Raw genomic sequence first — 24,368 nt, forward strand, 5'->3', positions numbered from 1 at the left:
CGATAATGCAAGATTATCTGTCGTTATAGAATCGAGACGAGCTGTGCGGTTTGTCGGCAAAACTGCTGGAATAATCGCTCGCCTCTGCTATCCTCTCTCCCATGGATTCGACCACGCGCCCGACCGATATTCTGACCCCGGTTCTCTCCCGCCTGCCAAGTTGGGCGAGGCAGCCCCGCCCAAATCCCGACAACGCAGACGCCGCCTTCGCCGCCGGCGTTGCCTTGAAATCACTCGATGATCTGGTGCGGTCAAGCCCAGCCTGGGCCGGCTGCTGGCGCGCCCGTCAGGCCCTCAAATGCGCCGCGGCAGCGGTGCGATTGATGGGCCGGAACGAAGACGAAAACGCGCTGCGCGACGCCGTTCTGCTCACCGCAGTTGGCGACGATCCAGGACCGGCCGGCAAGGTGTTTCTCGCCTATAAAGGGCTTGCAACCCGAAAACCCGGCTTTTCCTCGAAGGCCCTGGCCGAACTCGCCGATTTGTTGGGCTTGGCATGGGACGGGCGGCTGGCCACCGCCGTCGATCTTGCCGATGTGGCGCTGCAGTCGGGCCGGCCGGCGCTCTTCGCCGCTGCGGACCTGGTGACGGCAATTGTCGCCGTCCGCCCGGACGCCGAGCCGCTGGCATGGGCGCTCGCCGATATCCTGATCGCCGCGAAACTCAAATGGGAACGGCCCGTGCCGCTGCTGATGGCCGAGCGTTACGGTCCGGCCTTCCGCACGCTCGGGGGCAGGGGGCGTATTCGTCCTGGCGATGACGTATTCGGGCGGGCGGTATGTCTGGCGCTCGTTGAGGCCATCGATGCGGCGCTACGGAGTGCCGGCGATATTGGACGCCGCGCCGAAAGCCTCCTCCTGGTCGCGCCGAAGGTGCGCACCAAGGGGGCGGAGGCGGTCATCCGCAAACTGCTCGATGACGATGCTATCGCGGCATCTGCTCCCGGAACCAACCTGTCGCGTTGGGCCAGCAGCCGCATGTTCGAACGGCTTCAGGGTTTTGGTGCCGTGCGTGAACTGTCGGGTCGAACGAGCTTCCGGATTTACGGGGTGTAACCATGGGGGAACCGCATTTGGAAAGAGCGATGAGGAAGACCAAAACCCGAAGCGAGGTCCTCATCGATCGTGAACTTCAGGATCTGCCCCCGGAACTACGCTGGCGCGAATGGATGCTGCGGGTCGAGGCGGTGATCTTTGCCTCGATCGAGCCAGTCGATCGCGAGACGCTGGCCCGGGTGGTGGGGCGGGACTGCAGTATCGACCTGTTGGTGGAGGACCTGCGCGAAGATCTCGTCGGCAGACCATACGATATCGTTTCCGTCGCAGGCGGCTGGCAGCATCGGACACGCGCCAGTTATGGGCCGATCATCCGTGCCTCGTTCGCACCGACGCGCTCGATTTCCGCGAACCTTTCGGAGCACGAGGCTGCCGTCTTGATGGCGATCGCTTACTTTCAGCCCGTGACCCGGGCGGAACTGATGAAGGTCTTCGGCAAGGAGATTTCCCGCGACACGATTGCCGATCTCCGTTCTGCGGGTTTTCTCGCCTCCGGTCCGCGCAGTCCCTCGCCCGGAGCTCCTTACACCTATGTCACGACAAAGCAATTCCTCTCTGCTTTCGGCTTCGAGACGCTCCGCGACCTTCCGGATATCGAGGCACTCGAGGATGCGGGGCTGCTCAGCCGGAAAGCGGACTCCGCGGTGGATACAGATGAGGATCAAAGCCAAGGCGAAGAAGAGGGGGCGCCGGAGGAGGATCATGACTGGGACGACGACACGTTCAGGACAACGTCCTAGATTGTCCGTCCGGGACGCGCTCGAGACTCTGGATGGGACCCTCGATCCTTTATCTTTTGCGGAATCATTGAAAAGATACGCAATCAGTAGAGCCGTTCATCGTGACCCCGGCACTTGAATGGCCGGCGCCATAATCGGGGTGTGTGTATCCAGCATTTAGGGCCGCGGGCCCGGAACAGATCAAACGATGCCGCCCGAGCCACCCTTCACAGCCGGTCGTTCCGCCGCGACCTGGGCGCGATAGCCGCTGGCGCGATAGGTGGCGACCGGATCGATAGCGCCGCCGGCGCGGCGGCGGGCTTCGGCCAGGATCGGCTCGACATCCGTGCGATAGGCGCGCTTCAGCGTTTCCGTCGCCATCAGCGCATCGTTTTCGCTTTGGAAGCCCTCCAGTGCCGTGCGGTCGACCAGAAGCGCCTGGGCATAGGCGCGGCGGATCTCGTTGGCGCTGGAAATCAGGCTCTCGATCGGATCCGTGACATTGTGGCTCTGGTCGATCATGTGGGCCGGGTGGAAGCCCTTGACCCCGCGATGCTCGGCATCAACCAGTTCGTTGAAGACGAGGAAGAGGCGGTAAGGCTCGACCGAGCCGGCATCGAGGTCGTCGTCACCGTATTTCGAGTCGTTGAAATGGAAGCCGCCGAGCTTACCGAACTGGATCAGGCGGGCGACGATCATCTCGATATTGGTGTTCGGAGCGTGATGGCCGAGGTCGACGAGGCAAAAAGCCTTCGGGCCAAGCGTCTGGGCGATCAGGAAGTTGGTGCCCCAGTCCTGCACGACGGTCGAATAGAAGGCCGGTTCGTACATCTTGTGTTCGGAGAACAGCCGCCAGTCTTCCGGCAGAGCCTTGTAGATGTCGGCCATGGAGGCGAGGTAGCGCTCGAACTGGCGGGTGAAATTCGACTGCCCCGGGAAGTTCGAACCATCGCCGATCCAGACGGTTAGCGCCTTCGAGCCGATGGCATTGCCAAGCTCGATGCATTCGATGTTGTGTTCGACGGCCTGCGCGCGGGTTGCCGCGTCTATGTGGCTGAGCGAGCCGTATTTATAGGAATGGGCCTGATCCGGCGCGTCGGAGAAGGTGTTGGAGTTCATGGCGTCGAAGCTTAAGCCGAGCGCATCGCCCTTTGCCTTCAGGTCCTTCGGGTCCGCTTTGTCCCACGGAATATGCAGCGAAACCGTCGGCGTGGCGCGGGTCAGTTCGTTGATGACCGAGCAGTCTTCCAGCTTGTCGAAGATATGGCGCGGCTCGCCGAGGCCGGGAAAACGGGCAAAACGCGTACCGCCGGTGCCTACACCCCAGGAGGGAACAGCGACGAAGAACTCGGCGACCTGCTTCGTGACGGCGTCGATGTCGATATTGTTGCGGGCGAGCTTTTCGCCAAGGGCTGCATAGTCGGACTTGAGCGCGCCGGCGCGCTTTTCGTTCTCGGCCGAAATCACGTCGGCGGCGATCTTCTGTTCTGTCATATCATCCTCCCCGCAACGCTGCGCGAGCATGAGGCCGCGTCGAAGACGTTGCAACTTTCCAAACCGCGAGGGGCCTGCCGCCGACCTTGGGAGCGTCGGCAGCAGGCAATTGTTATTATTCAGCGCGTGAAGCTCTGGGCGTTACCAGCATCGACGTTGATGATATTACCGGTCGACTTGGCCGAGAGATCGGAGGCAAGGAAGTAAATTGCTTCCGCAATGTCTTCCGGGAAGACATTGAGCTTCAGCATCGAGCGCTTGCGGTAATGCTCCTCCAGATCGGTGACCTCGATCTTCGAGGAAGCCGCACGCTGTTCGCGCCATTCACCGTTCCAGATCTTGGAGCCGCGCAGGACGGCGTCAGGATTGACGGTGTTGACACGGATGCCGGCTTCCGCCCCTTCCAGGGCCAGGCAACGGGCGAGATGGATCTCGGCGGCCTTCGCTGTGCAATAGGCCGAGGCGTTCGGCGAGGAGGCGAGGCCGTTCTTCGAAGCGACGAAGACGATATTGCCGCCGATCGCCTGCCGGCGGAACAGGCGGAACGCTTCGCGGGAGACGAGGAAGTAACCAGTCGTCAGAATGTCGATATTCTTGTTCCACATTTGAAGCGTGGTGTCCTCGACCGGCGCAGAGGAGGCAATGCCGGCGTTGGAAACGAGAATGTCGACACCGCCGAATTCGACGCAGGCTTCAGCGAAGGTCGAAGCGACGGCCTCTTCCTTTGTCACGTCGAGAGTGACGGAGCGAACGGCATCCGCGCCGTAGCGCTTGGAGAAATCGGCAAGCGTGTCGGACAGTGCGTTGGCGTCGATGTCGGCGAGCACCACGCATGCGCCCTCGGACATCAACCGTTCAGCCGTTGCCCGGCCGATGCCGCCGGCGCCGCCGGTAACGAAGGCCACACGGCCTGCAAGCGACTTCGGCTTCGGCATGCGCTGGAGCTTGGCTTCTTCAAGCAGCCAGTATTCGATGTCGAAGGCTTCCTGTTCCGGCAGACCCTGATACTCGGAGACCGTCGAGGCGCCACGCATGACGTTGATGGCGTTGACATAGAATTCGCCGGCGATGCGGGCGGTCGCCTTGTCCTTGGCGAAGGACAGCATGCCGACGCCCGGAACCAGGAAGATGACCGGGTTTGGATCGCGCATGGCAGGCGAATTGTCGTGCTTGCAGGTCTCGTAATAGCGCGTGTAGTCGGCGCGGTAGTCTTCGAGAGCCTTGTCGAGGCCGGCGATAACAGTGTCGACATCCGGCTTGGCCGGGTCGAAGTCGACGATCAGCGGGCGGATCTTGGTACGCAGGAAGTGGTCGGGGCAGGACGTGCCGAGGCTGCCGAGCGGCTTCAGGTCTTTCGAATTGACGAATTCTAGAACGGCGGGCTGGTCGTCGAAGTGACCGAGCTTGCGCTCAGCCTTGCCGATGCGGCCGCGGATTTCCGGCATCAGCCGTGCACCGATGGCGCGACGTTCGGCTTCCGGCAGGCTCTTGGCGACTGCGCCGCCGAAGATCGTCTTGCCGTCCGTCTCCCTGGCGAACCATTCGATCGCCTTGTTGATGATTTCGAGCGTCAGCAGATAGCATTCCTTGGCGTCGTTCGCCCAGGTAAACAGGCCGTGGCTTTCGAGCACGACGCCCTTGGCCTTCGGATTGGCCTTGACGAAGGCTTCGAGGTCGAGACCGAGCTGGAAGCCCGGGCGGCGCCAAGGCAGCCAGCCGATTTCTTCCCCGAAGATCTTCCGGGTCAGTTCCTTCGAGTTTTTCGAGGCGGCGATCGCGATAATCGCGTCCGGATGCATGTGGTCGACATGCGTGAACGGCACGAAACCGTGCAGCGGCGTGTCGATCGAGGCTGCGCGCGGGTTGAGATTGAAGGTGCAATGGGGCAGGAAGCCAACCATACGGTCTTCGTCGTGGACGCCCTTGTAGATGCCCTTGAGAGCTTCGAGCTTTTCCATATAGAGGGTGGCAAAACCATCGAGCTTGATGGTGCCGACGTCGCCGCCGGAGCCCTTCACCCACATGACGCTGACCTGATTGCCCGTGAGCGGATCGGTTTCGAGCACCTTCGCAGAGGTGTTGCCGCCGCCGTAATTGGTGATGCGCTTGTCGGCGCCGAGCAGATTGGAGCGATAGAGCAGCTTGCCCGGTTCATCGAGCTTTGCAGCGTAAGCGTCGTCCCAACGGTTTTCGAGAAGGCGGGTTTGGCCCGTCATTGCTTCCTCCCTTGCGTGTCGATTCATGGGCCGCTTCACTGAGCGGCCCATCTCCTTCTGGTCGACGGTATCGCGCATCGATCCGACTGTTGTCAATCAATTTCGATCATAAATGCTCATTGTGCGGTGCAATATTATCTTTTTTGATCGTTTTTGATTGACAGCGTAAAAGCAATACGAATAAATCAAGCTCAGGAGGGGCCCATGCACGAACGCGAACGACATCGCATTATCTTAAGCGCGATCCAGGAAAAGCCGGTCATCACCGTGCAGGATATCGCTGAGCTGACGGAGGCTTCCGAGGCCACGATCCGTAGGGATATCGCGTCGCTTCATGTGCAGGGCAAACTGCGCCGGGTACGCGGTGGCGCCGAGGCGGTGCATCCTCCGCAGCTTGGAAATCTCGCGGCACGGCCGTTCAGGGTGTCGGAATCAGTCAATATCGATAAGAAACGCGCAATTGCGCGCGCAGCCGTCGATCTCTGCGAAGAAGGCGATTCGATCATCATCAATGGCGGCACGACCACCTTCCAGATGGTGCACTTCATGTCTGCTCGCCGTCTGCAGGTCATGACCAATTCGTTCGCCATCGCCGAGCATCTGGTGAAAAATTCGAAATGCACGGTTTCGGTTCCCGGCGGCGCGATCTATCGCGACCAGAGTCTGATCCTTTCGCCTTTCGACAACGACGCGATCCGCAATTTCTACGCTCGCCGCATATTCATCGGCGCGCAGGGCATTAACGCGCTCGGCGTTATGGAATCGGATGCGCTGGTGATCCAGAGCGAGCAGAAGCTGGTCCGACAGGCCGAAGAGCTGATCGTCATGGTCGATTCCAGCAAGTTTTCACGGCGTTCCAGCCTGATCCTGTGTTCGCTCGACAACGTCTCGACGATCATCACGGATGACAAGATTCCGGAGGAGGCGGCCGCGATGGTCACCAATTCAGGCATAAAGCTCATAACGGTCAAGCCGATGGCCTCGACCGAGAAGGAGGATACCACGTCGGTCGCATGAGAGGCGCGGCTGCGTGGGGAGTTCAAGCAGTCCATCAACCTGGGAGGAACATCAAATGAAACTAGCCAAGACACTGCTCGCAGGCGTCGCCCTTGCCGCCATGGCCATGGGTTCAGCCGCAAGTGCCGCTGATATGAAGATCGCGCTCGTGGTCAAGTCGCTCGGCAACGGCTTCTTTGAAGCTGCAAACAAGGGTGCGCAGGAAGCCGCCAAGGAACTCGGCGGCGTCGAGATCATCTACACCGGTCCGACATCCACGACGGCCGAAGGCCAGATCGAAGTCATCAACTCGCTGATCGCGCAGGGCGTCGATGCCATCGCGATTTCCGCCAACGACCCGGATGCGGTCGTTCCGGCGCTGAAGAAGGCTGCCCAGCGCGGCATCAAGGTCATCTCGTGGGACTCCGGCGTTGCTCCGGAAGGCCGCATCATGCACCTGAACCCGTCTTCCAACGAGCTGATCGGCAAGATGTGCCTCAAGCTTGCCGCCGACCACCTGCCGGAAGGCAAGGGTGACTTCGCCATCCTGTCGGCCACCACGACCTCGACCAACCAGAACATCTGGATCGAGGAAATGAAGAAGCAGTTGAAGGACTTCCCCGGCCTCAACCTCGTGACCACGGTCTACGGCGATGACCTCGCCGACAAGAGCTACCGCGAAGCCAACGGCTTGCTGTCGTCCTCGCCGAACGTGAAGGTCATCGTTGCTCCGACCACCGTCGGCGTTCTCGCGGCCTCCCAGGCCGTGAAGGATGCGGGCAAGATCGGTGACGTCTACGTGACGGGCCTTGGCCTGCCTTCGGAAATGGCCGGCGCCATCAAGTCCGGCGCGACCAAGGAATTCGCCATCTGGAACCCGATCGACCTCGGTTATTCGGCGACCCAGATCGCCTATCACCTGGTCAAGGGCGACACCGACGGCGCTCCGGGTTCGGAAATCGAAGCCGGCCGCATGGGCAAGATCAAGATCGGCGATACCGGGGAAGCTGCAATGGCGGATCCCTTCGTCTACGACGCATCAAACATCGATCAGTTCTCGAAGATCTTCTGATCCTCGGACACCAAAACACCCGGCGGCGTTGGCCGCCGGGCCCTTTTCTATTTTCGGATGCACGGGATGATGACCGTTCAAGCTTCAAAAATCGGCGCGGGCGCTGAACCCGCTGACACGCCCATCCTCGAGATGCGTGGCATTTCCCAGATCTTTCCCGGAGTGAAGGCGCTCGATGGCGTGAACATCGCGCTCTATCCCGGCAAGGTGACGGCGTTGATTGGCGAGAACGGTGCGGGCAAGTCGACGCTCGTGAAGATCCTGACCGGTATCTATCGCCCGAACGAGGGCGAAATCCTGATCGATGGCCAGGCGATGACCTTTGCCAGCGCGCAGGCCGCGATCGATGCGGGTGTAACCGCGATCCATCAGGAAACCGTGCTTTTCGACGAGCTGACGGTCGGCGAGAACATTTTCCTCGGCCATGCGCCCCGCACGCGTTTCGGCTTGATCGACTGGAAGACCATCAACCAGCGCGCTCGCGAGCTGATGGCGGAGCTTGAAAGCAATATCGATCCGACGATCCGTCTGAAGGATCTTTCGATCGCGCAGCGCCATCTTGTGGCAATCGCCCGTGCTCTTTCGGTCGAAGCGCGCATCGTCATCATGGACGAGCCGACCGCGGCTCTTTCGCGCAAGGAAATCGATGATCTCTTCCGCATCGTCGAAGGTCTGAAACGTCAGGGAAAGGCGATCCTGTTCATCAGCCACAAGTTCGACGAGGTCTACGAGATTGCCGAGAACTATGCCGTTTTCCGCGACGGCAAGATGGTCGGCGCCGGCGTTCTGAAGGACACGCCGCAGGATGAAATCGTCCGCCTGATGGTCGGGCGCGACGTGCACGACGTTTTCCCAAAGGTGGAGGTTGCCATCGGCGACACGGTGCTTGCCGTCGAGCGCTACTGCCATGAGACGGAATTCCGCGATATTTCCTTCGAGCTGAAGAAGGGCGAGATCCTCGGCGTTTACGGCCTCATCGGTGCCGGTCGCTCGGAGCTCTGCCAGTCACTGTTCGGCATCACCATGCCGGCGTCCGGGGCGTTGAAACTCGATGGACGCGACGTCGTGATCCGCTCCCCTGCAGACGCCATCGCCGCTGGCATCGTTTATGTGCCGGAAGAGCGTGGTCGCCATGGTCTGGCGCTTGAAATGCCAATCTACCAGAACATGTCGTTGCCGTCGCTGGCCCGTACGTCGGCAAGGGGCTTTCTGAAAGCGATCAACGAGTTCTCGCTCGCCCGCAAGTATGCCGAACGGCTGGATCTTCGCGCCGCTGCCCTTTCCGTGCCGGTGGGAACGCTTTCGGGCGGCAACCAGCAGAAGGTGGTCATCGGCAAGTGGCTCGCCACCCAGCCGAAGGTCATCATTCTCGACGAACCGACCAAGGGCATCGACATCGGCTCCAAGGCCGCCGTCCATGGCTTCATCTCCGAACTTGCGAACGAAGGCCTCTCGATCATCATGATCTCCTCCGAACTGCCCGAGATTCTCGGCATGTCGGATCGCGTTATGGTGATGCGCGAAGGTCTTCAGGCCGGCATCTATCAGCGTCAGGGCCTCACCGCCGAGACGCTGGTGCGCGCCGCGACCGGCAATGCGTAAGGACATTTCAATGCAACGTCTCCTGAAAAACCGCGAATTGTTACTCGGCCTGATCATCATCGTGATGATCGTCGGCTTCTCGACCCGGGCATCCAATTTCGCCACGCCCGGAAACCTCGCCAACATCTTCAACGACACGTCGATCCTGATCATCCTGGCGCTCGGCCAGATGACGGTCATCCTGACCAAATCGATCGATCTCTCGGTTGCCGCCAATCTGGCCTTTACCGGCATGGCGGTCGCGATGCTCGATGCCGCCTATCCGGGCCTGCCGCTGGCGCTGCTGATCGTTCTGGCCGTCGTGATCGGTGCAGCCCTTGGCGCGATCAACGGCTTCCTCGTCTGGCTTTTGCAGATCCCGCCGATCGTGGTTACGCTCGGTACGCTGACGATCTATCGCGGCATGGCCTTCGTACTTTCCGGCGGCAGCTGGGTGAATGCGCATCAGATGACTCCCGATTTTCTCAATCTGCCGCGTCTCGTCGTGCTCGGGCTGCCGATCCTGTCCTGGGTGTCGATCGCCATCGTCTTCCTGATCTGGTTCGTCCTGACCCGCACGCCCTTCGGCCGCTCGACCTATGCCGCCGGCGGCAACCCGACGGCTGCGGTTTATGCCGGCATCGATATCGGCCGGGCGCGCTTTCTTGCCTTCGTGCTTTCGGGCGCGCTTGCGGGGCTTGCCGGCTATCTCTGGGTTTCGCGCTATGCGGTCGCCTATGTCGATATCGCCGCCGGTTTCGAACTCGATAGCGTCGCGGCCAATGTCATCGGGGGCGTGTCGATTGCCGGCGGTATCGGGACCGTGGTCGGAACCGTTCTCGGCGCGCTTTTCCTCGGCGTCATCAAGAACGCGCTGCCGGTGATCGGCATCTCGCCCTTTGCCCAGATGGCCATTTCCGGCATCGTCATCGTGCTGGCCGTTGTCTTCAATGCCCGCGCCGAACGCAAGAGGGGCCGCATCATCCTGCGTGATCGCGCAGCCAAGGATACCCATGAGGTGACCGCATGACCGTTGCAGCTTCCGAAAACGTCGTGACACGCCGCCAGATTCCGGATCGGCTGGGCACGCCCTTCAAGCGGTTGATGGGAAGCTGGGAGGTCCTTCTGTTCGGCGTCGCCGTGGTGATCTTTATCGCCAACTCGCTGGCTTCGCCCTACTTCCTGGATGCCTGGAACCTGTCGGACGCGACTTTCAACTTCACTGAAAAGGCGATGATCGCCTTTGCCATGGCGCTGCTCATCATCGCCGGCGAAATCGATCTCTCGGTCGCCGCCATCATTGCGCTTGCATCGACCGCCATGGGTGCTGCCGTTCAGATGGGTGTCGGCACGTCCGGCCTCGTCGCCATCGGCATTGGCGTCGGCCTTGCCTGTGGTGCTTTCAACGGTCTGATGGTTGCGGGGCTGAAACTGCCGTCCATCGTGGTCACCATCGGCACGATGAGCCTCTTCCGCGGTATTTCCTATATCGTGCTCGGCGATCAGGCCTATGGCAAATATCCCGCCGATTTCGGCTATTTCGGCCAGGGCTATGTCTTCTGGGTCTTCTCCTTCGAATTCGTGCTTTTCCTCGTTCTCGCCGGTGTCTTCGCCGTTCTTCTGCATGCGACGAATTTCGGCCGGCAGGTCTACGTGATCGGCAACAACCCGCTTGCGGCACGTTTTTCCGGCATTCCGGTCGAGCGGGTGAAGTTCATCCTGTTCGTGCTCACCGGCCTGATGAGCGGAATCGCGGCCGTCTGCCTCACCTCGCGTCTCGGCTCGACCCGTCCTTCGATTGCTCAAGGCTGGGAGCTCGAGGTTGTGACCATGGTGGTCCTCGGCGGGGTCTCGATCCTCGGCGGGGCGGGCACCATCGCGGGCGTCGTCATCGCCGCTTTCGTTATGGGCCTAGTCACCTTCGGCCTCGGCCTTCTCAATGTGCCGGGCATCGTCATGTCGATCTTCATCGGCCTGCTTCTGATCGTTACCATCGCACTGCCCATCATCGGGCGTCGCATTCGCAACGCAAGGAAGAGGTGATGTCCGAGCTGGAAAAGCATGCCTTCAAGATGAAGCTCAATCCCGGCATGGAGGCCGAATACAAGAAGCGTCATGACGAGATCTGGCCGGATCTTGTCGACCTTCTGCACGAGGCTGGCGTCAGCGATTATTCGATCCATCTGGACCGCGAGACCAACACGCTGTTCGGTGTCCTGACGCGCCCGAGAACCCATGGCATGGCGAGCCTTCCGGAGCATCCGGTGATGAAGCGCTGGTGGGCTCATATGGCCGACATCATGGAGAGCAATCCGGACAATTCGCCTGTCGCCACCGATCTCGTCACGGTGTTCCACCTGCCATGACGGATACGAAATACGAGCGGGTCGCCGTCATCGATATCGGCAAAACCAATGCCAAGGTGGTCTTGCTGGATGGGAAAAGCGGCGCCGAAATCGCTGTGCGCAAGACGCCCAACACAGTCATTGCCGGACCGCCCTATCCGCATTATGACATAGAGGCACTCTGGTCCTTCATCCAGGCAACGCTTGCGGAGTTCGCCCGTGCTCCGGGCTTCGACGCGATTTCCATCACCACCCACGGTGCGAGCGCGGTGCTGCTGGGCAAGGACGGAGAACTGGCGCTGCCGGTGCTGGATTACGAGTTCGAATACCCGCAGGCGATCCGCGAAGCCTATGCAAGGCTCCGGCCGGAGTTCTCCGAGACATGCTCGCCCGCCCTTTCCGCGGGCCTCAATCTCGGTGCGCAGCTGCATTTCCAGAAGAATGCCTTTCCAGAAGCATTCGAACGCGTCTGGGTCATTTTCACCTACCCGCAATACTGGGCGTGGCGGCTGAGTGGAGTGGTGGCCAACGAGGCGACCTCGCTCGGTTGCCACACGGATCTCTGGAACCCCGCGAAGGGTGAGTTCTCGTCGCTGGTGGATCGTCTCGGTATCCGCGACAGGATGGCTCCGGTCCGCTCGGCATTCGACGCTCTGGGGCCTGTTCTGCCCGAGTTATGCGCGGTGCTGGGGCTGTCGCGCCCGGTACCGGTCTATTGCGGCATTCACGATTCCAACGCATCGCTACTGCCTCACCTGATCCTCCGCAAACCGCCATTCTCGGTGGTTTCGACGGGGACCTGGGTGGTGTGTTTCGCAACACCTGGCAACATCGAGAAATTAACGCCGGAGCGCGACAGCTTGGCCAACGTCAATGCCTTTGGCAAGGCCACGCCTTCGGCGCGTTTCATGGGCGGCCGCGAATTCGAAGTTTTGATGCATGGCCTCGCCATGCCGGACGGCGATCTGGATGATGTTATCGACAGGGTTATCGGCAAGTCTCTGATGATCCTGCCGAATGTCGTCGAGGGGTCCGGTCCTTTTCCTGGACGTTGCATGCGATGGGTTGGGTCGCCGGCTTCGGGCGCTGAAAAGGTCGTTGCGGCGTCGCTCTACATAGCACTGATGACGGAGGTCTGCCTCGATCTGATCGGCGCGCAAGGGGAGATCATCGTGGAGGGGCCGATGAGCCGGAACACGGTCTATTTGAAGGCGCTGGCGGCGGCCACAGGTCGCGATGTTATCGTCCAGTCCGGGGAATCCTTGAGTGGCACTGCTCTTGGGGCCGCGATGCTGGCGGGGATGAAGCTGCCGATCTCGGGTTCCATACGCTATACCCCTTCGCTGGCGTTGAAAGACTACCGGGATGCATGGCTGACCTCATGACGGGCTTGTCGCAAATTTTTGCGCTTAACGGGCTGTTCACCAAGCTTGGGGAATTCCGCTCCCGATGTAGCGGGGCGTAGCCATGATTCTGAATTCCATTGCCGAGAAATTGAAGCGCCAATCTAAAGACGATTTCAAAGGGTGGCATTTCGAGGCGTGGCTGATCTTGCAAGCGGTGACCTGGTATCTTCGTTATCCGCTCAGCTACAGAGATCTGGAGGAGATGTTCCGCTGAACTGCGAGCCCTGATCCGAGTGGATCAGCACCTTGTCCTTCGGTTTGCGTCGCCAAACCGCCATGAGCAGAGCCTGCAGCACGACGTCGGTAGTTTGGCGACTCTGCAGTGCACAGCCGATCACCCGGCGGGAATAGAGGTCGATGACGACGGCCAAATATGCAAAACCTTCGCAGGTCCGGATGTAGGTGATGTCCGTGCCCCACGACTTGTCCGGAGCCGCCACGTCGAACTGCCGGTCGAGCGTGTTGTCGATAGCGACGGAAGGCCTGCCGCCGTAGATGCCGGGACGGCGTTTTTAGCCAATCTGCGCCTTGATCCCGGCAAGGCGGCTCAGACGCGTAACCCGGTTCGGGGCGGCCCATGACGACCGCCTCGGCGCCGACCGCCTGAACCTGGGTCCGCGCACCAGCGCTGCGAGCAAGCGCGCGGACGCATCGGCCATCGGCCAGCAGGCGGCGGATGAGGTCTCGACCGACGAAGCCGGAGCCTTCGGCGACGAGGGCCGGGTGGGGCGAATTCCGCTTCCGCGATGTCGACCTTGCCGCAGGTGTGGTGCAAGATTGACTGCGTTGCCGGAGATCTGATCGGTCTTCGATCTGGATCCGGACGCCTTATGCGATCAGTGCAACGCACCGCACCGGAGTGCGTCAGTCCAGCATCACCATGTGGGCGGCAACCTGCTCTTCGAAGAATTTCGAAAATGAGGCGATCCTCGGAGGCAGAGCCTGGTATGGCGGATAGAACAGCGTCAGCCACAGCTCCGGCGGCGCCCAGCCCTTGAAGACGTGGACGAGGCGGCCGCTCCTGATATGGTCGGCGATGTTGAAGCCTGGCAACAGGGCAACACCGGCGCCGTCCGCCGCCATGTCGGCCAGAACCTCGCCGCTGTTGGCGCTGAACGCCCGACCTGCAGCAATCGTGATGCTCGATCCGCCGTCCGACAGCACCCAGTTCTCGCGTCGGCTTTCCCCGCTATAGGCAAGGCAGTCGTCTGGTTTCAGTTCGTTCGGGTGCTCCATGGAGGTGAAGCGACTGCCCGGTGCGGCGACCAAGATGCGCGGCACCCTTCGGATCTTTCTCCAGATCGTGAATTTGTCGGAAGGCTGCGAGGAAATGCGGATAGCGAGATCGTAGTCGTCGTCGACGATGTTCACCAGCCCATCGGACAACGAGATCTCGAAGCTCATCTTCGGATAGCGTTCCTTGAAGCCGGACAGGATCGGCGGCAGCACCGTCTTGCCGAACCATGTCGGCGCGCTGATCCGCAGCCGCCCTTCATCAGCCTTGTGGGCATTCATCACCTCGCGCCTTGCATCTTCCAGCGCCTTCACCGCGGGCTGAATCTGCGCGGCGAAGATGGCGCCATCGGTCGTCAGCGACACCTGCCGGGTCGTGCGTACGAAGAGCTGCACGCCGAGTTCAGCCTCAAGCGCTGCGATGGCACGTGTCACCGCTGCTGGTGTCATGTCCAGTTCGCGGGCGACCTGAGCAAAATTCCGCTTCTCCGCAGCAAGAAGGAAGGTTCGAAGAGCTTTGTAATCGTTCATGTTATTGTTTCGTTTATTGCAACTAAATCGAAACAAATATTGCAATTATTTTCAGCATTCAAGCTGGATACAGTCATTTTAACACTTGAACCCAACGGCCATTGAAAGGCGTCGACATGATTAAGGATATCAAGGGACTGCATCACGTGACCTCGATGGCTTCGGATGCTCGGCAGAACAACCGCTTCTTCACCGAGACGCTCGGTCTGCGCCGCGTCAAGCAGACGGTCAACTTCGACGACCCGAGCGTCTACCATCTTTATTATGGCGACGAGAACGGCTCGGCCGGCACCGTCATGACCTACTTTCCGTTCCAGAACATGATGCAGGGCCGCCGCGGCGTCGGCGAAGTTGGGGAGACACAGTTCTCCGTGCCGAAGGGTGCGTTGACGTTCTGGCAGGATCGCTTGACAGCCCAGGGAGTCGGCGGTCTGGAATCGGATGTCATATTCGGCGCCAACCGACTTCGCTTCAGGGGACCCGACGGCGATGGCCTGGCGCTCGTCGAGGCTCACGATGACAACCGCGCTCCAAGGCTTTCTCCCGGCATCCCAAGCGATGTGGCCATCCGCGGGTTCGCTGGCGCGCGTTTCAGTCTGCATGACAGCGCTGCGACCGAGGAACTGCTCGGTTTCATGGGCTATCAGCGCGCCGAAAAACAAGGTGACGTGACCCGTTTCATCATTCCGGGAGGAAACGGAGCGGATATGATCGATCTCGAGGCGCTGCCGAAGACGGCGTTCGCGCGACAAGGTGCCGGTTCGGTTCATCATGTCGCGTTTGCCGTTGACGATCGCGAAAAACAACTCGAAGTGCGCAAGGCACTGATGGATACGGGCTATCAGGTGACGCCGGTCATCGATCGCGATTATTTCTGGGCGATCTACTTCCGCACGCCGGGCGGTATCCTGTTCGAGGTTGCCACGAACGAGCCTGGCTTCAATCGCGACGAGGACACTGCTCATCTCGGTGAAGCCCTCAAGCTGCCAAGTCGATACGAAGCGTACCGGGATCAGATCCGGGCCAATCTCGTACCCCTTGCCGCCTGAGACGAGGCCAGGGATTGAAACCGAAGGCGTCGCGACCCTCGGGTGCGCGGCGCTTTAGTGCGTCCTGCGCGTACGACCGTAGCAATGGACGATGTGTGCATTGAGCGCGAGAGCGATATGGGCGACCAGCGATCGGTCCACATCACGCTGGCCGATCAAGGGAAGGAGTGCCGCGCCGATGTCGCGAACCGTCGGATCATCCCTGCCGCGACAAACCGCGAGATCGTCGACCGACGGCGCTTCGGTCTGTTCGGCCAGCTCGGCCAGATGCTTGCGTGGCAGATGGATCGCGAGCGCTTCAAACTGTCCGCGAACGGAAATCGCAGCGCCTGCCGCAAGATTGATGAGACATATCGATCCTTTGGGATAGATCCTGAAGGGGGCCGGCGGCCTGTCTTGGAAAATGTCGGAATGCTCGGTGTCCCTCAGGTAGAGCACGAGGAGAAACGCATCCTCTGCCGGGATGACGACCGATGGACCTGAAAGGGGATACTCGCGACAGACGTGGATTATCGTCATCTCGGCTTCCCGGAGCGGCCTGACGACGAGCGTGGGCGCGTCGCCCACCCTGAACCATTCGCCCATCTTGTCGGTGACCGCCGATGCTGTAGCCACAATAAACTCGTATCGGGATGGCCAATGATGCCGAAGAGACATGTCGGGCCGTGGTTGTAAAGATGCCGTTCAATCCACCGTTGTGGCGCGTCCGGCCATATTGGGATAGTTAAAGTCCTCGTCTTTCCCGCATGGCAACGGAAGAGACCCGCCTGCTGGTTTTTATCGAACGGAAGGTAGCGTGTTTGATGAGGAAATCCACCACTCCCTTTGAAAAACCTGCTGACGCATCGACCGACAGCTTCGGTTGTTCGCTCGAAAAGCTGTCCACGAACCAGACACTTCGCGGTGCCGGCCTGACTGTGCTTCGCAAGGGGGTGCGGGAAGGCTTGTCTCAGCAGGTATCCACGGAAGCCAGCAATCGCGGATTTGTCATCGGCGTCTCCACGCTTCCTGGCCATACCCGGCGGATCTTCCACGAGCATCACGCGACGACACATGTCTTCGAACAGGACTCGGTATATATCCGGAGCCTGGACGAGAGATACAAAGCCGATCTCCGGAATGCCTTCGACTTTCTTCTCTTCGAGATTTCTCCTGCCGCGCTTGCGACGATCGCCGAGGAAGCCGATCTGCGGGCGGTGTCCGTGCTCAACACCATAACGGGTCATCCCGATCCGGTTCTCGCCAATCTCGCACGCGCCCTGATACCGGCACTCGAAAATCCCGAGCAGGCGAGCAGACTGTTTGTCGATCAACTGACGACGGCGATCGGCACCCATGTGATCCAGAAGTACGGTCATCGGACCGCCGCTTCCGGGACTCGCGCGCGAAAACTGTCCCGTGCCCAGGAGAATGTCGCCAAGTCGATTATTCTCGACAATCTTCATGGCAACGTATCGATTGCGGAACTCGCCCGGGCCTGTAACCTTTCGCGTGGCTATTTCATCCACGCCTTCCGCGAAACGACGGGAATGACCCCTTATCAATGGCTGTTGCGGGAGCGGATTGCCAGAGCGCGGACGCTCCTGCTGGAGACGGATGTCGCAATTTCCGAAATTGCCATCTCCTGCGGATTTTCCGATCAGAGCCACTTCACGCGCGTGTTCGTGAACCTCGTCGGGACCACGCCCGGCATCTGGCGGCGCAACGCCTGAATGTGGCGGATTGCATTTGCGAGGCGCATGCGGCCTTTTGCATTGCCATGCAGAATTTACCTGCATTTCATTCCATGAACCTGACTAATCAACAAGACCGCTTAGCCGGTTCGCGCCAGAAATCTCCGTGTTCGGCCAGCGATGGGCGCTTGCCATAAACGATACGGACATCCGGCGCCATGTGAAGATTGTTGCGGTTTTCGCAATTCATTCGCAATTAATATTGCAATTCCGTGCATGGGTCTGCTGCGTTAGATTTCTATTCAGCAGCCAAGGCAACAAGTGAACGGCTTCCAAACGAAACCGGCAACACTTCAAGGATTTCGGAAAGACGGCGCCACCGCGTCGTCCGATCGATAGCTGCTGCCCATTTTCACACCGCAACACGCGGTTCAGACAACCAAAGAGGAAAGACCATGTCCAAGCTCGAAGTTCTTACCCCCGCAAACAGCCAGCTCATCTTCATCGACCAGCAGCCGCAGATGGCTTTCGGCGTGCAGTCGATCGACCGTCAGACGTTGAAGAACAACGTTGTCGGGCTTGCCAAGGCAGCGAAAATTTTCAACATCCCGACCACGATCACCACGGTCGAAACCAAGAGCTTCTCGGGCAACACTTTCCCCGAACTGCTTGCGGTCTACCCGGAGAACGATATTCTCGAGCGCTCCTCGATGAATTCCTGGGACGACCAGAACGTTCGCGATGCGCTCGACAAGAACGCCGCCCAGGGCCGCAAGAAGATTGTTGTCTCCGGTCTCTGGACAGAAGTCTGCAATACGACCTTCGCGCTTTCGGCGCTGCATGATCGCCCTGATTTTGAAATCTACATGGTCGCCGATGCTTCCGGCGGCACTTCCGCCGACGCGCACAAATACGCCATGGACCGGATGGTGCAGGCAGGGGTGATCCCCGTCACCTGGCAGCAAGTCCTGCTCGAGTGGCAGCGCGACTGGGCTCGCAAGGAAACCTACGACGCGGTCACCACGCTCGTTAAGGAACACTCCGGTGCCTACGGCATGGGTATCGATTACGCCTACACCATGGTTCACGGCGCTGAAGAACGCGTCAAGCATGGCAAGCGCATCGGCCCGAACCCCGCGAAATAACGATCCTGGCGGGCCGCTTCGAGGACCCCGTCGAAGCGGCCTTTTTCTCACTTCGTGGAGAACATCCCATGAAAATTTATCTTCTGTCTCTCGGCGCAGGCCTGCTCGTCGGCATCATTTACAGCCTTCTCAATGTTCGCTCGCCCGCCCCGCCGGTCATCGCGCTCGTCGGGCTCCTCGGCATCCTGGTTGGTGAACAGATCATTCCTCTGGCAAGATCGCTCTGGGCAAAAGAGCCTGCTGCAATTTCCTGGATTCATCAGATCAAACCGCACATGTTCGGTCATTTGCCAAAAGGCCGTGAAAATCTTGCCGTCGCTCTTGGAGCAGACGAACAACGTGAAAAGCGAGGCTGACATGACCTCGAGCTTCACTTCCATGACGCGCCGCAACGTGCTGCTGACGACGGGTGCTGCTGCAGTGACCGTCGCAATTTCACCCGCTTTCGGTTTCGCAGCGAATGCTGCTTCCGCCACAACCTCACACGAAGGAAACAAGACCATGGCATATGTAACCACCCAGGACGGCGTTGACATCTTCTACAAGGATTGGGGTCCGAAGGATGCCCAGCCGATCGTGTTCCACCATGGCTGGCCTTTGTCTTCCGATGACTGGGACGCGCAGATGCTGTTCTTCCTGTCGAAGGGCTATCGCGTCGTTGCTCATGACCGCCGTGGACACGGCCGCTCTGCGCAGGTCTCCGAAGGTCATGACATGGACCATTACGCAGCCGATGCCTTCGCGGTCGTGGAAGCGCTGGATCTGAAGAACGCGGTCCACATCGGACATTCGACAGGCGGCGGCGAAGTTGCCCGCTATGTCGCGAAGCACGGCGAGCCGTCGGGCCGCGTTGCCAAGGCGGTACTCGTTTCCGCCGTTCCGCCGATCATGCTGAAGACGGCCTCGAATCCGGAAGGTCTGCCGATGGAAGTCTTCGATGGCTTCCGCTCTGCGCTGGCCGCCAATCGTGCGCAGTTCTTCCGCGACGTTCCGGCTGGCCCCTTCTACGGCTTCAATCGCGACGGTGCGACGGTGCATGAAGGCGTGATCCAGAACTGGTGGCGGCAGGGCATGATGGGCGGTGCAAAGGCCCATTACGATGGCATCAAGGCCTTTTCGGAAACGGACCAGACGGACGATCTGAAGGCCATCGGCGTGCCGACGCTGGTCCTGCATGGCGAAGACGACCAGATCGTGCCGATCGCTGCTTCGGCTCACAAGTCGGTCAAGCTCCTGAAGAACGGCACGCTGAAGACCTATCCGGGCTTCTCGCACGGCATGCTCACGGTCAATGCAGATGTCCTCAATGCAGACCTGTTGGAATTCATCCAGTCCTGAGGATATCCCGGGGCCGCGATCGTCGTCGCGGCTCCGGTCTTTCGTGGACAACAGCGGTGTGGGGTCGTCTAAGCGGTAACGTCGGCCTGAACTCGTCGCATTCAAAGCTATCTACAGGAGTCTTGCCAATGACGACACGTCGGACCTTTCTTGGAGCGGCGTCAGGTCTCGCGTTTTCGAGCCTCTTTTCCACGGCCAATGCCGCCGATCCTCAACAACCCGGAGTAGACGATATGCATCCCGACCTCATTCTCCATAACGGTCGCTTCACCACGCTTGACCGGACCAATCCGAACGCGACGGCAGTCGCAATCAAGGATGGGCTTTTTCTGGAGGTTGGGTCGGATAGCGCGGTCATGGCGCTTGCCGGACCGGACACGAAGATCATCGATCTCAAGGGTAAGCGGGTATTGCCCGGCCTGATCGACAACCATACCCACGTCGTGCGTGGCGGCCTGAACTTCAACATGGAACTGCGCTGGGACGGCGTACGCTCGCTTGCCGATGCCATGGACATGCTGAAGCGTCAGGTGGCGATCACGCCGGCACCGCAATGGGTCAGGGTCGTGGGCGGTTTCACCGAGCATCAATTCGTCGAAAAGCGTCTTCCGACCATCGAGGAAATCAATGCCGTGGCGCCCGACACCCCGGTTTTCCTGCTGCATCTTTACGACCGCGCACTGCTGAACGGCGCCGCCCTGCGTGCAGTGGGGTATACGAAGGATACGCCCAACCCTCCCGGCGGCGAAATCGCCCGTGATGCGAACGGTAATCCGACGGGGCTGCTGCTGGCCAAGCCGAATGCCGGCATTCTCTATTCGACGCTTGCCAAGGGGCCGAAGCTGCCGCTCGACTACCAGGTCAACTCGACTCGCCACTTCATGCGCGAGTTGAACCGGCTTGGCGTGACCGGCGTGATCGACGCGGGTGGCGGCTTCCAGAATTATCCAGACGACTACGAGGTCATCCAGAAGCTGTCAGATGAGAACCAGATGACCGTTCGGCTGGCTTACAACCTCTTCACCCAGAAGCCGAAGCAGGAGAAGGAAGACTTCCTCGTCTGGACGCAGTCGGTCAAATACAAGCAGGGTAACGACTACTTCCGTCATAACGGGGCCGGCGAGATGCTGGTCTTTTCCGCCGCCGATTTCGAGGATTTCCGTCAGCCGCGCCCGGACATGCCGCCGGAAATGGAGGGCGAACTGGAAGCCGTGGTGCGCATTCTGGCGGAAAACCGCTGGCCCTGGCGCCTGCATGCGACCTATGACGAGACCATCTCGCGAGCGCTCGATGTCTTCGAAAAGGTCAACAGGGATATTCCACTCGAGGGACTGAACTGGTTCTTCGATCATGCCGAAACCATTTCGGAGCGCTCTATCGACCGCATTGCAGCTCTCGGCGGCGGCATCGCGACCCAGCATCGCATGGCCTATCAGGGCGAGTACTTCGTCGAGCGCTACGGCCATGGCGTTGCGGAAGCGACACCGCCGATCAGGAAGATGCTCGACAAGGGCGTGAATGTCTCGGCCGGTACCGACGCCACCCGCGTCGCCTCCTACAATCCGTGGGTCTCGCTTTCGTGGATGGTGACAGGCAAGACAGTCGGCGGCATGCAGCTTTATCCGCGCGCCAACTGCCTCGACCGCGAGACGGCGCTCAGGATGTGGACCGAGAAGGTCACATGGTTCTCCAACGAGGAGGGAAAAAAGGGCCGCATTGAAAAGGGTCAGTTCGCCGACCTCGTCGTGCCGGACAAGGACTTCTTCTCCTGCGCCGAAGACGAAATCTCCTTCATCGTCTCGGAACTGACCATGGTCGGCGGCAAGATCGTCTATGGTGCCGGAGACTTCAAGACGCTCGACGAAACCTCCATTCCACCGGCGATGCCGGACTGGTCGCCCGTCCGCAAGTTCGGCGGTTACGCTGTCTGGGGCGAACCGGAGGGCGCGGGTGCCCGTTCGCTGCGCCGTACCGCCATCTCCACCTGCGGCTGCGCCAGCGATTGCGGTGTGCATGGACACGATCACGCATCGGCATGGACGTCGAAGCTTCCGATCGCTGACCTCAAGGGTTTCTTCGGTGCACTCGGTTGCTCCTGTTGGGCCGTGTGAGGCCGGGACATCAAAGGGCTATCGTCTAAGACGCCAGCCCCCTTCCGGCTTGCCGGCCATCTCCCCCCAAGGGGAAATTTGCGGCAACCGCTCCGTCTCATTGGGTTTCGGCGGATAGGGTGGGTTAGGCTCTCCCTTGTGGGGAGGGGTGGGGGCCTCGCGTTCATATGCGATAGCTCTGCTCCTCTATCAGTGCCATTGGGCAGGCAGTGTTTGCCCATTCGGCATTAATTGCGGAAATCGCAATTAAATCTGAATTTTTAATGCAATTGTTGGCGGCAATCTCTCCGGCCAATATCGCTCCATCAGCCCAATACAGCGCCGCTCGGCTCGACCGGCCAAACCCAACAGGAGCAGACATGACCGATCATTCTCCAGCCGCAACACGCAAGGGCAGCTTGCTCGCCCGCGTCACCGCCGCGCCTGCGACGCGCACCATCGCGCTATTGGCGCTCTGCGCCGCCTATATCCAGGGTCCGCTGACCAAGATCTTCGATTTCAACGGGGCCCTGGCCGAAATGGATCACTTCGGTCTCCATCCGGCCGCGTTCTTCGCGGTCGCCGTCATCGTGTTCGAACTGACGGCGTCGGCATTGGTGGTCTCCGGTTTCTTCCGTTGGGCGGGGGCCCTGGCGCTGGCCGGTTTCACTCTGATGGCCACCTTCATTGCGCTGCGCTTCTGGGAAATGGCTCCAGGAATGGACCGCATGATGGCGACCAATGCCTTCTTCGAGCACCTCGGCCTCGCAGGCGCGTTCGTCTTCGTCGCAGCTTTCGATCTTAGCAGGGGAGCAGGCAAATGAGCGCCGCCAAAACATCCGGGGGCACATTCGCTCCCCTTGCGCAGCCTGTCTTCGCGGTTCTCTGGACTGCCACCGTCCTCGGCAACACCGGCAGTTTCATGCGCGACGTCGCCAGTTCATGGCTGATGACCGATCTCTCCGCATCGCCTGCCGCAGTCGCCATGATCCAGGCAGCCGGAACGTTGCCGATCTTCCTGCTCGCCATCCCGGCGGGCGTACTGACTGACATTCTCGACCGTCGCAAATTCCTGATCGCAGTCCAGCTTCTTCTGGCCTTTGTGAGCATTTCGCTGATGGCTCTGTCCCAGATGGGTATGCTTTCGGTCAGCGCGCTGATCGGCCTGACTTTCCTCGGCGGCATTGGCGCCGCCCTGATGGGGCCGACCTGGCAGGCGATCGTTCCCGAATTGGTGAAGCGAGAGGACGTCAAGAGCGCGGTCGCTCTCAACTCGCTCGGCATCAATATCGCCCGTTCCATCGGGCCTGCCGCCGGTGGTCTGCTTCTTGCCGCCTTCGGAGCGGGGATCACCTATGGGGTTGACGTTGCGAGCTATGTCGTCGTCATTGCGGCTCTGGTCTGGTGGCCACGTGCAAAGAGCGGCAACGATGCGCTTCAGGAAAACTTCTTCGGCGCCTTCCGGGCAGGACTTCGTTACACCCGCTCGAGCCGCCCCTTGCATGTCGTCTTGCTGCGTGCGGCGATTTTCTTCGCTTTCGCCAGTGCCGTCTGGGCGCTCCTTCCGCTTGTCGCAAGACAGCTTCTGGGCGGCGATGCCAGCTTCTACGGCATTTTGCTTGGGGCAGTTGGCGCCGGCGCGATCGGTGGTGCGCTGGTCATGCCGAGACTGCGTGAACGCCTGAGTTCCGACGGCCTTCTGCTTGGCGCGGCCCTGATCACCGCAGCCGTCATGGGCGCCCTGTCGCTTGCCCCGCCGAAGATCGTCGCGATCATCGCTCTTCTCTTTCTCGGGGCTGCCTGGATCACCGCGCTGACGACACTGAACGGCGCAGCGCAGGCGGTGCTCCCGAACTGGGTGCGTGGTCGCGGTCTTGCCGTCTACCTGACCGTCTTCAACGGTGCGATGACCGCCGGAAGCCTCGGTTGGGGTGCGGTCGGCGAGGCTGTCGGCATCCGTTCGACCTTGCTCATCGGTGCCGCTGGCCTGATTGTCGCAGGTATCATCATGCACCGCATCAAGCTTCCCGCTGGCGATGCCGACATGGTGCCGTCGAACCATTGGCCCGAACCGCTCGTCGCCGAACCCGTTGCACATGACCGTGGTCCGGTCCTGATCCTGATCGAATACAGGGTGGAGAAACATCACCGCAGCGCCTTCCTGCGTGCCATCGATCAACTTTCGCACGAACGTCGCCGCGATGGTGCCTATGGATGGGGTGTCACCGAAGACGCCGCCGACCCGGAAAAGATCGTCGAATGGTTCATGGTCGAATCCTGGGCCGAGCACCTTCGCCAGCACAAGCGGGTTTCGAATGCCGATGCCGACCTCCAGGGAAAGGTTCTGGCCTACCATGTCGGACCCGACAAACCTGTCGTTCGTCATTTCCTGACAATCAATCGACCGGGCGCCGCCTGACGAAGG

At 60.4% G+C, this 24,368-nt stretch carries 21 protein-coding genes and 2 pseudogenes; 18 read left to right on the forward strand and 5 right to left on the reverse strand.

Annotation, left to right across the window (positions count from 1 at the left end; all coding sequences use genetic code 11):
- Positions 1–101 precede the first annotated feature (101 nt).
- A complete protein-coding gene (locus ACLBKR_RS20260) occupies positions 102–1,055 on the forward strand; it encodes a DUF1403 family protein (RefSeq protein ID WP_113448914.1) in 954 nt (317 codons plus the stop codon).
- Positions 1,056–1,084: 29 nt separating this feature from the next.
- Positions 1,085–1,795, forward strand: a complete 711-nt coding sequence (scpB, locus tag ACLBKR_RS20265) for an SMC-Scp complex subunit ScpB (protein WP_414901964.1) — start codon at positions 1,085–1,087, stop codon at positions 1,793–1,795.
- A 180-nt stretch (positions 1,796–1,975) separates the two neighbouring features.
- On the opposite strand, the gene rhaI is transcribed toward scpB, so the two are convergent.
- Together rhaI and ACLBKR_RS20275 are read right to left on the reverse strand one after the other, a co-directional pair.
- Entirely contained in the window at positions 1,976–3,268 is a 1,293-nt protein-coding gene (gene rhaI, locus ACLBKR_RS20270) for an L-rhamnose catabolism isomerase (protein WP_113448107.1), read from the reverse strand.
- A gap of 119 nt (positions 3,269–3,387) precedes the next feature.
- Positions 3,388–5,484, reverse strand: a complete 2,097-nt coding sequence (locus tag ACLBKR_RS20275) for a bifunctional rhamnulose-1-phosphate aldolase/short-chain dehydrogenase (protein WP_112827130.1) — start codon at positions 5,482–5,484, stop codon at positions 3,388–3,390.
- A gap of 204 nt (positions 5,485–5,688) precedes the next feature.
- On the opposite strand from ACLBKR_RS20275, the gene ACLBKR_RS20280 reads away from it, so the two are divergent.
- From ACLBKR_RS20280 to ACLBKR_RS20315, 8 genes and pseudogenes are all read left to right on the forward strand, one after another.
- Positions 5,689–6,501, forward strand: coding sequence for a DeoR/GlpR family DNA-binding transcription regulator (locus tag ACLBKR_RS20280; RefSeq protein ID WP_112826959.1), 813 nt, complete (start codon positions 5,689–5,691; stop codon positions 6,499–6,501).
- A 55-nt stretch (positions 6,502–6,556) separates the two neighbouring features.
- Positions 6,557–7,552, forward strand: coding sequence for a rhamnose ABC transporter substrate-binding protein (gene rhaS / locus ACLBKR_RS20285; protein WP_112826960.1), 996 nt, complete (start codon positions 6,557–6,559; stop codon positions 7,550–7,552).
- Between the two features lie 66 nt (positions 7,553–7,618).
- On the forward strand, positions 7,619–9,154 hold the full coding sequence (locus ACLBKR_RS20290) for a sugar ABC transporter ATP-binding protein (protein ID WP_113442391.1): 1,536 nt from the start codon (positions 7,619–7,621) through the stop codon (positions 9,152–9,154).
- A 10-nt stretch (positions 9,155–9,164) separates the two neighbouring features.
- Positions 9,165–10,163, forward strand: coding sequence for an ABC transporter permease (locus ACLBKR_RS20295; protein ID WP_113448002.1), 999 nt, complete (start codon positions 9,165–9,167; stop codon positions 10,161–10,163).
- Positions 10,160–11,176, forward strand: coding sequence for an ABC transporter permease (locus ACLBKR_RS20300; protein WP_113448003.1), 1,017 nt, complete (start codon positions 10,160–10,162; stop codon positions 11,174–11,176). The genes ACLBKR_RS20295 and ACLBKR_RS20300 overlap by 4 nt, the downstream gene beginning before the upstream one ends.
- Positions 11,176–11,499 (forward strand): L-rhamnose mutarotase, encoded by a 324-nt coding sequence (rhaM, locus tag ACLBKR_RS20305; protein ID WP_113448004.1) that lies wholly within the window; start codon positions 11,176–11,178, stop codon positions 11,497–11,499. Before ACLBKR_RS20300 ends, rhaM begins: the two co-directional genes overlap by 1 nt.
- A complete protein-coding gene (locus ACLBKR_RS20310; protein WP_113448005.1) occupies positions 11,496–12,863 on the forward strand; it encodes an FGGY-family carbohydrate kinase in 1,368 nt (455 codons plus the stop codon). The genes rhaM and ACLBKR_RS20310 overlap by 4 nt, the downstream gene beginning before the upstream one ends.
- A gap of 82 nt (positions 12,864–12,945) precedes the next feature.
- Positions 12,946–13,092, forward strand: a pseudogene (locus tag ACLBKR_RS20315) (IS6 family transposase); the annotation flags it as partial.
- Between the two features lies 1 nt (position 13,093).
- On the opposite strand, the pseudogene ACLBKR_RS20320 reads toward ACLBKR_RS20315, so the two are convergent.
- Both ACLBKR_RS20320 and ACLBKR_RS20325 read right to left on the reverse strand, forming a co-directional pair.
- Positions 13,094–13,450 (reverse strand): annotated as a pseudogene (locus ACLBKR_RS20320) (DDE-type integrase/transposase/recombinase); the annotation flags it as partial.
- A 298-nt stretch (positions 13,451–13,748) separates the two neighbouring features.
- On the reverse strand, positions 13,749–14,648 hold the full coding sequence (locus ACLBKR_RS20325) for a LysR family transcriptional regulator (protein WP_113448006.1): 900 nt from the start codon (positions 14,646–14,648) through the stop codon (positions 13,749–13,751).
- A 116-nt stretch (positions 14,649–14,764) separates the two neighbouring features.
- Here ACLBKR_RS20325 and ACLBKR_RS20330 point away from each other — a divergent pair, with 116 nt between their 5' ends.
- The gene (locus ACLBKR_RS20330; RefSeq protein ID WP_113448007.1) at positions 14,765–15,697 is read left to right on the forward strand and encodes a VOC family protein; all 933 of its coding nucleotides are present in this window, start codon (positions 14,765–14,767) and stop codon (positions 15,695–15,697) included.
- Between the two features lie 54 nt (positions 15,698–15,751).
- Here the strand turns inward: ACLBKR_RS20330 and ACLBKR_RS20335 are convergent, their stop codons facing one another.
- Positions 15,752–16,312, reverse strand: a complete 561-nt coding sequence (locus ACLBKR_RS20335; RefSeq protein WP_162759224.1) for a hypothetical protein — start codon at positions 16,310–16,312, stop codon at positions 15,752–15,754.
- Between the two features lie 188 nt (positions 16,313–16,500).
- Here ACLBKR_RS20335 and ACLBKR_RS20340 point away from each other — a divergent pair, with 188 nt between their 5' ends.
- From ACLBKR_RS20340 to ACLBKR_RS20370, 7 genes are all read left to right on the forward strand, one after another.
- Positions 16,501–17,409 (forward strand): AraC family transcriptional regulator, encoded by a 909-nt coding sequence (locus ACLBKR_RS20340; protein ID WP_342346001.1) that lies wholly within the window; start codon positions 16,501–16,503, stop codon positions 17,407–17,409.
- 416 nt (positions 17,410–17,825) lie between these two features.
- On the forward strand, positions 17,826–18,515 hold the full coding sequence (locus tag ACLBKR_RS20345; RefSeq protein WP_112826968.1) for a hydrolase: 690 nt from the start codon (positions 17,826–17,828) through the stop codon (positions 18,513–18,515).
- Positions 18,516–18,583: 68 nt separating this feature from the next.
- A complete protein-coding gene (locus ACLBKR_RS20350) occupies positions 18,584–18,871 on the forward strand; it encodes a XapX domain-containing protein (RefSeq protein ID WP_112826969.1) in 288 nt (95 codons plus the stop codon).
- Positions 18,872–19,016: 145 nt separating this feature from the next.
- Positions 19,017–19,853: an alpha/beta fold hydrolase gene (locus ACLBKR_RS20355; protein ID WP_414902062.1), complete on the forward strand. Its 837-nt coding sequence runs from the start codon at positions 19,017–19,019 to the stop codon at positions 19,851–19,853.
- 128 nt (positions 19,854–19,981) lie between these two features.
- The gene (locus ACLBKR_RS20360) at positions 19,982–21,964 is read left to right on the forward strand and encodes an amidohydrolase (protein ID WP_113488142.1); all 1,983 of its coding nucleotides are present in this window, start codon (positions 19,982–19,984) and stop codon (positions 21,962–21,964) included.
- Positions 21,965–22,323: 359 nt separating this feature from the next.
- The gene (locus ACLBKR_RS20365; protein WP_113339401.1) at positions 22,324–22,767 is read left to right on the forward strand and encodes a DoxX family protein; all 444 of its coding nucleotides are present in this window, start codon (positions 22,324–22,326) and stop codon (positions 22,765–22,767) included.
- Entirely contained in the window at positions 22,764–24,362 is a 1,599-nt protein-coding gene (locus ACLBKR_RS20370) for an MFS transporter (protein ID WP_113339400.1), read from the forward strand. The genes ACLBKR_RS20365 and ACLBKR_RS20370 overlap by 4 nt, the downstream gene beginning before the upstream one ends.
- Positions 24,363–24,368: the final 6 nt, after the last annotated feature.

The sequence above is a fragment of the Paenirhizobium cremeum genome (assembly GCF_047553425.1).
Classification (GTDB): domain Bacteria; phylum Pseudomonadota; class Alphaproteobacteria; order Rhizobiales; family Rhizobiaceae; genus Allorhizobium; species Allorhizobium cremeum.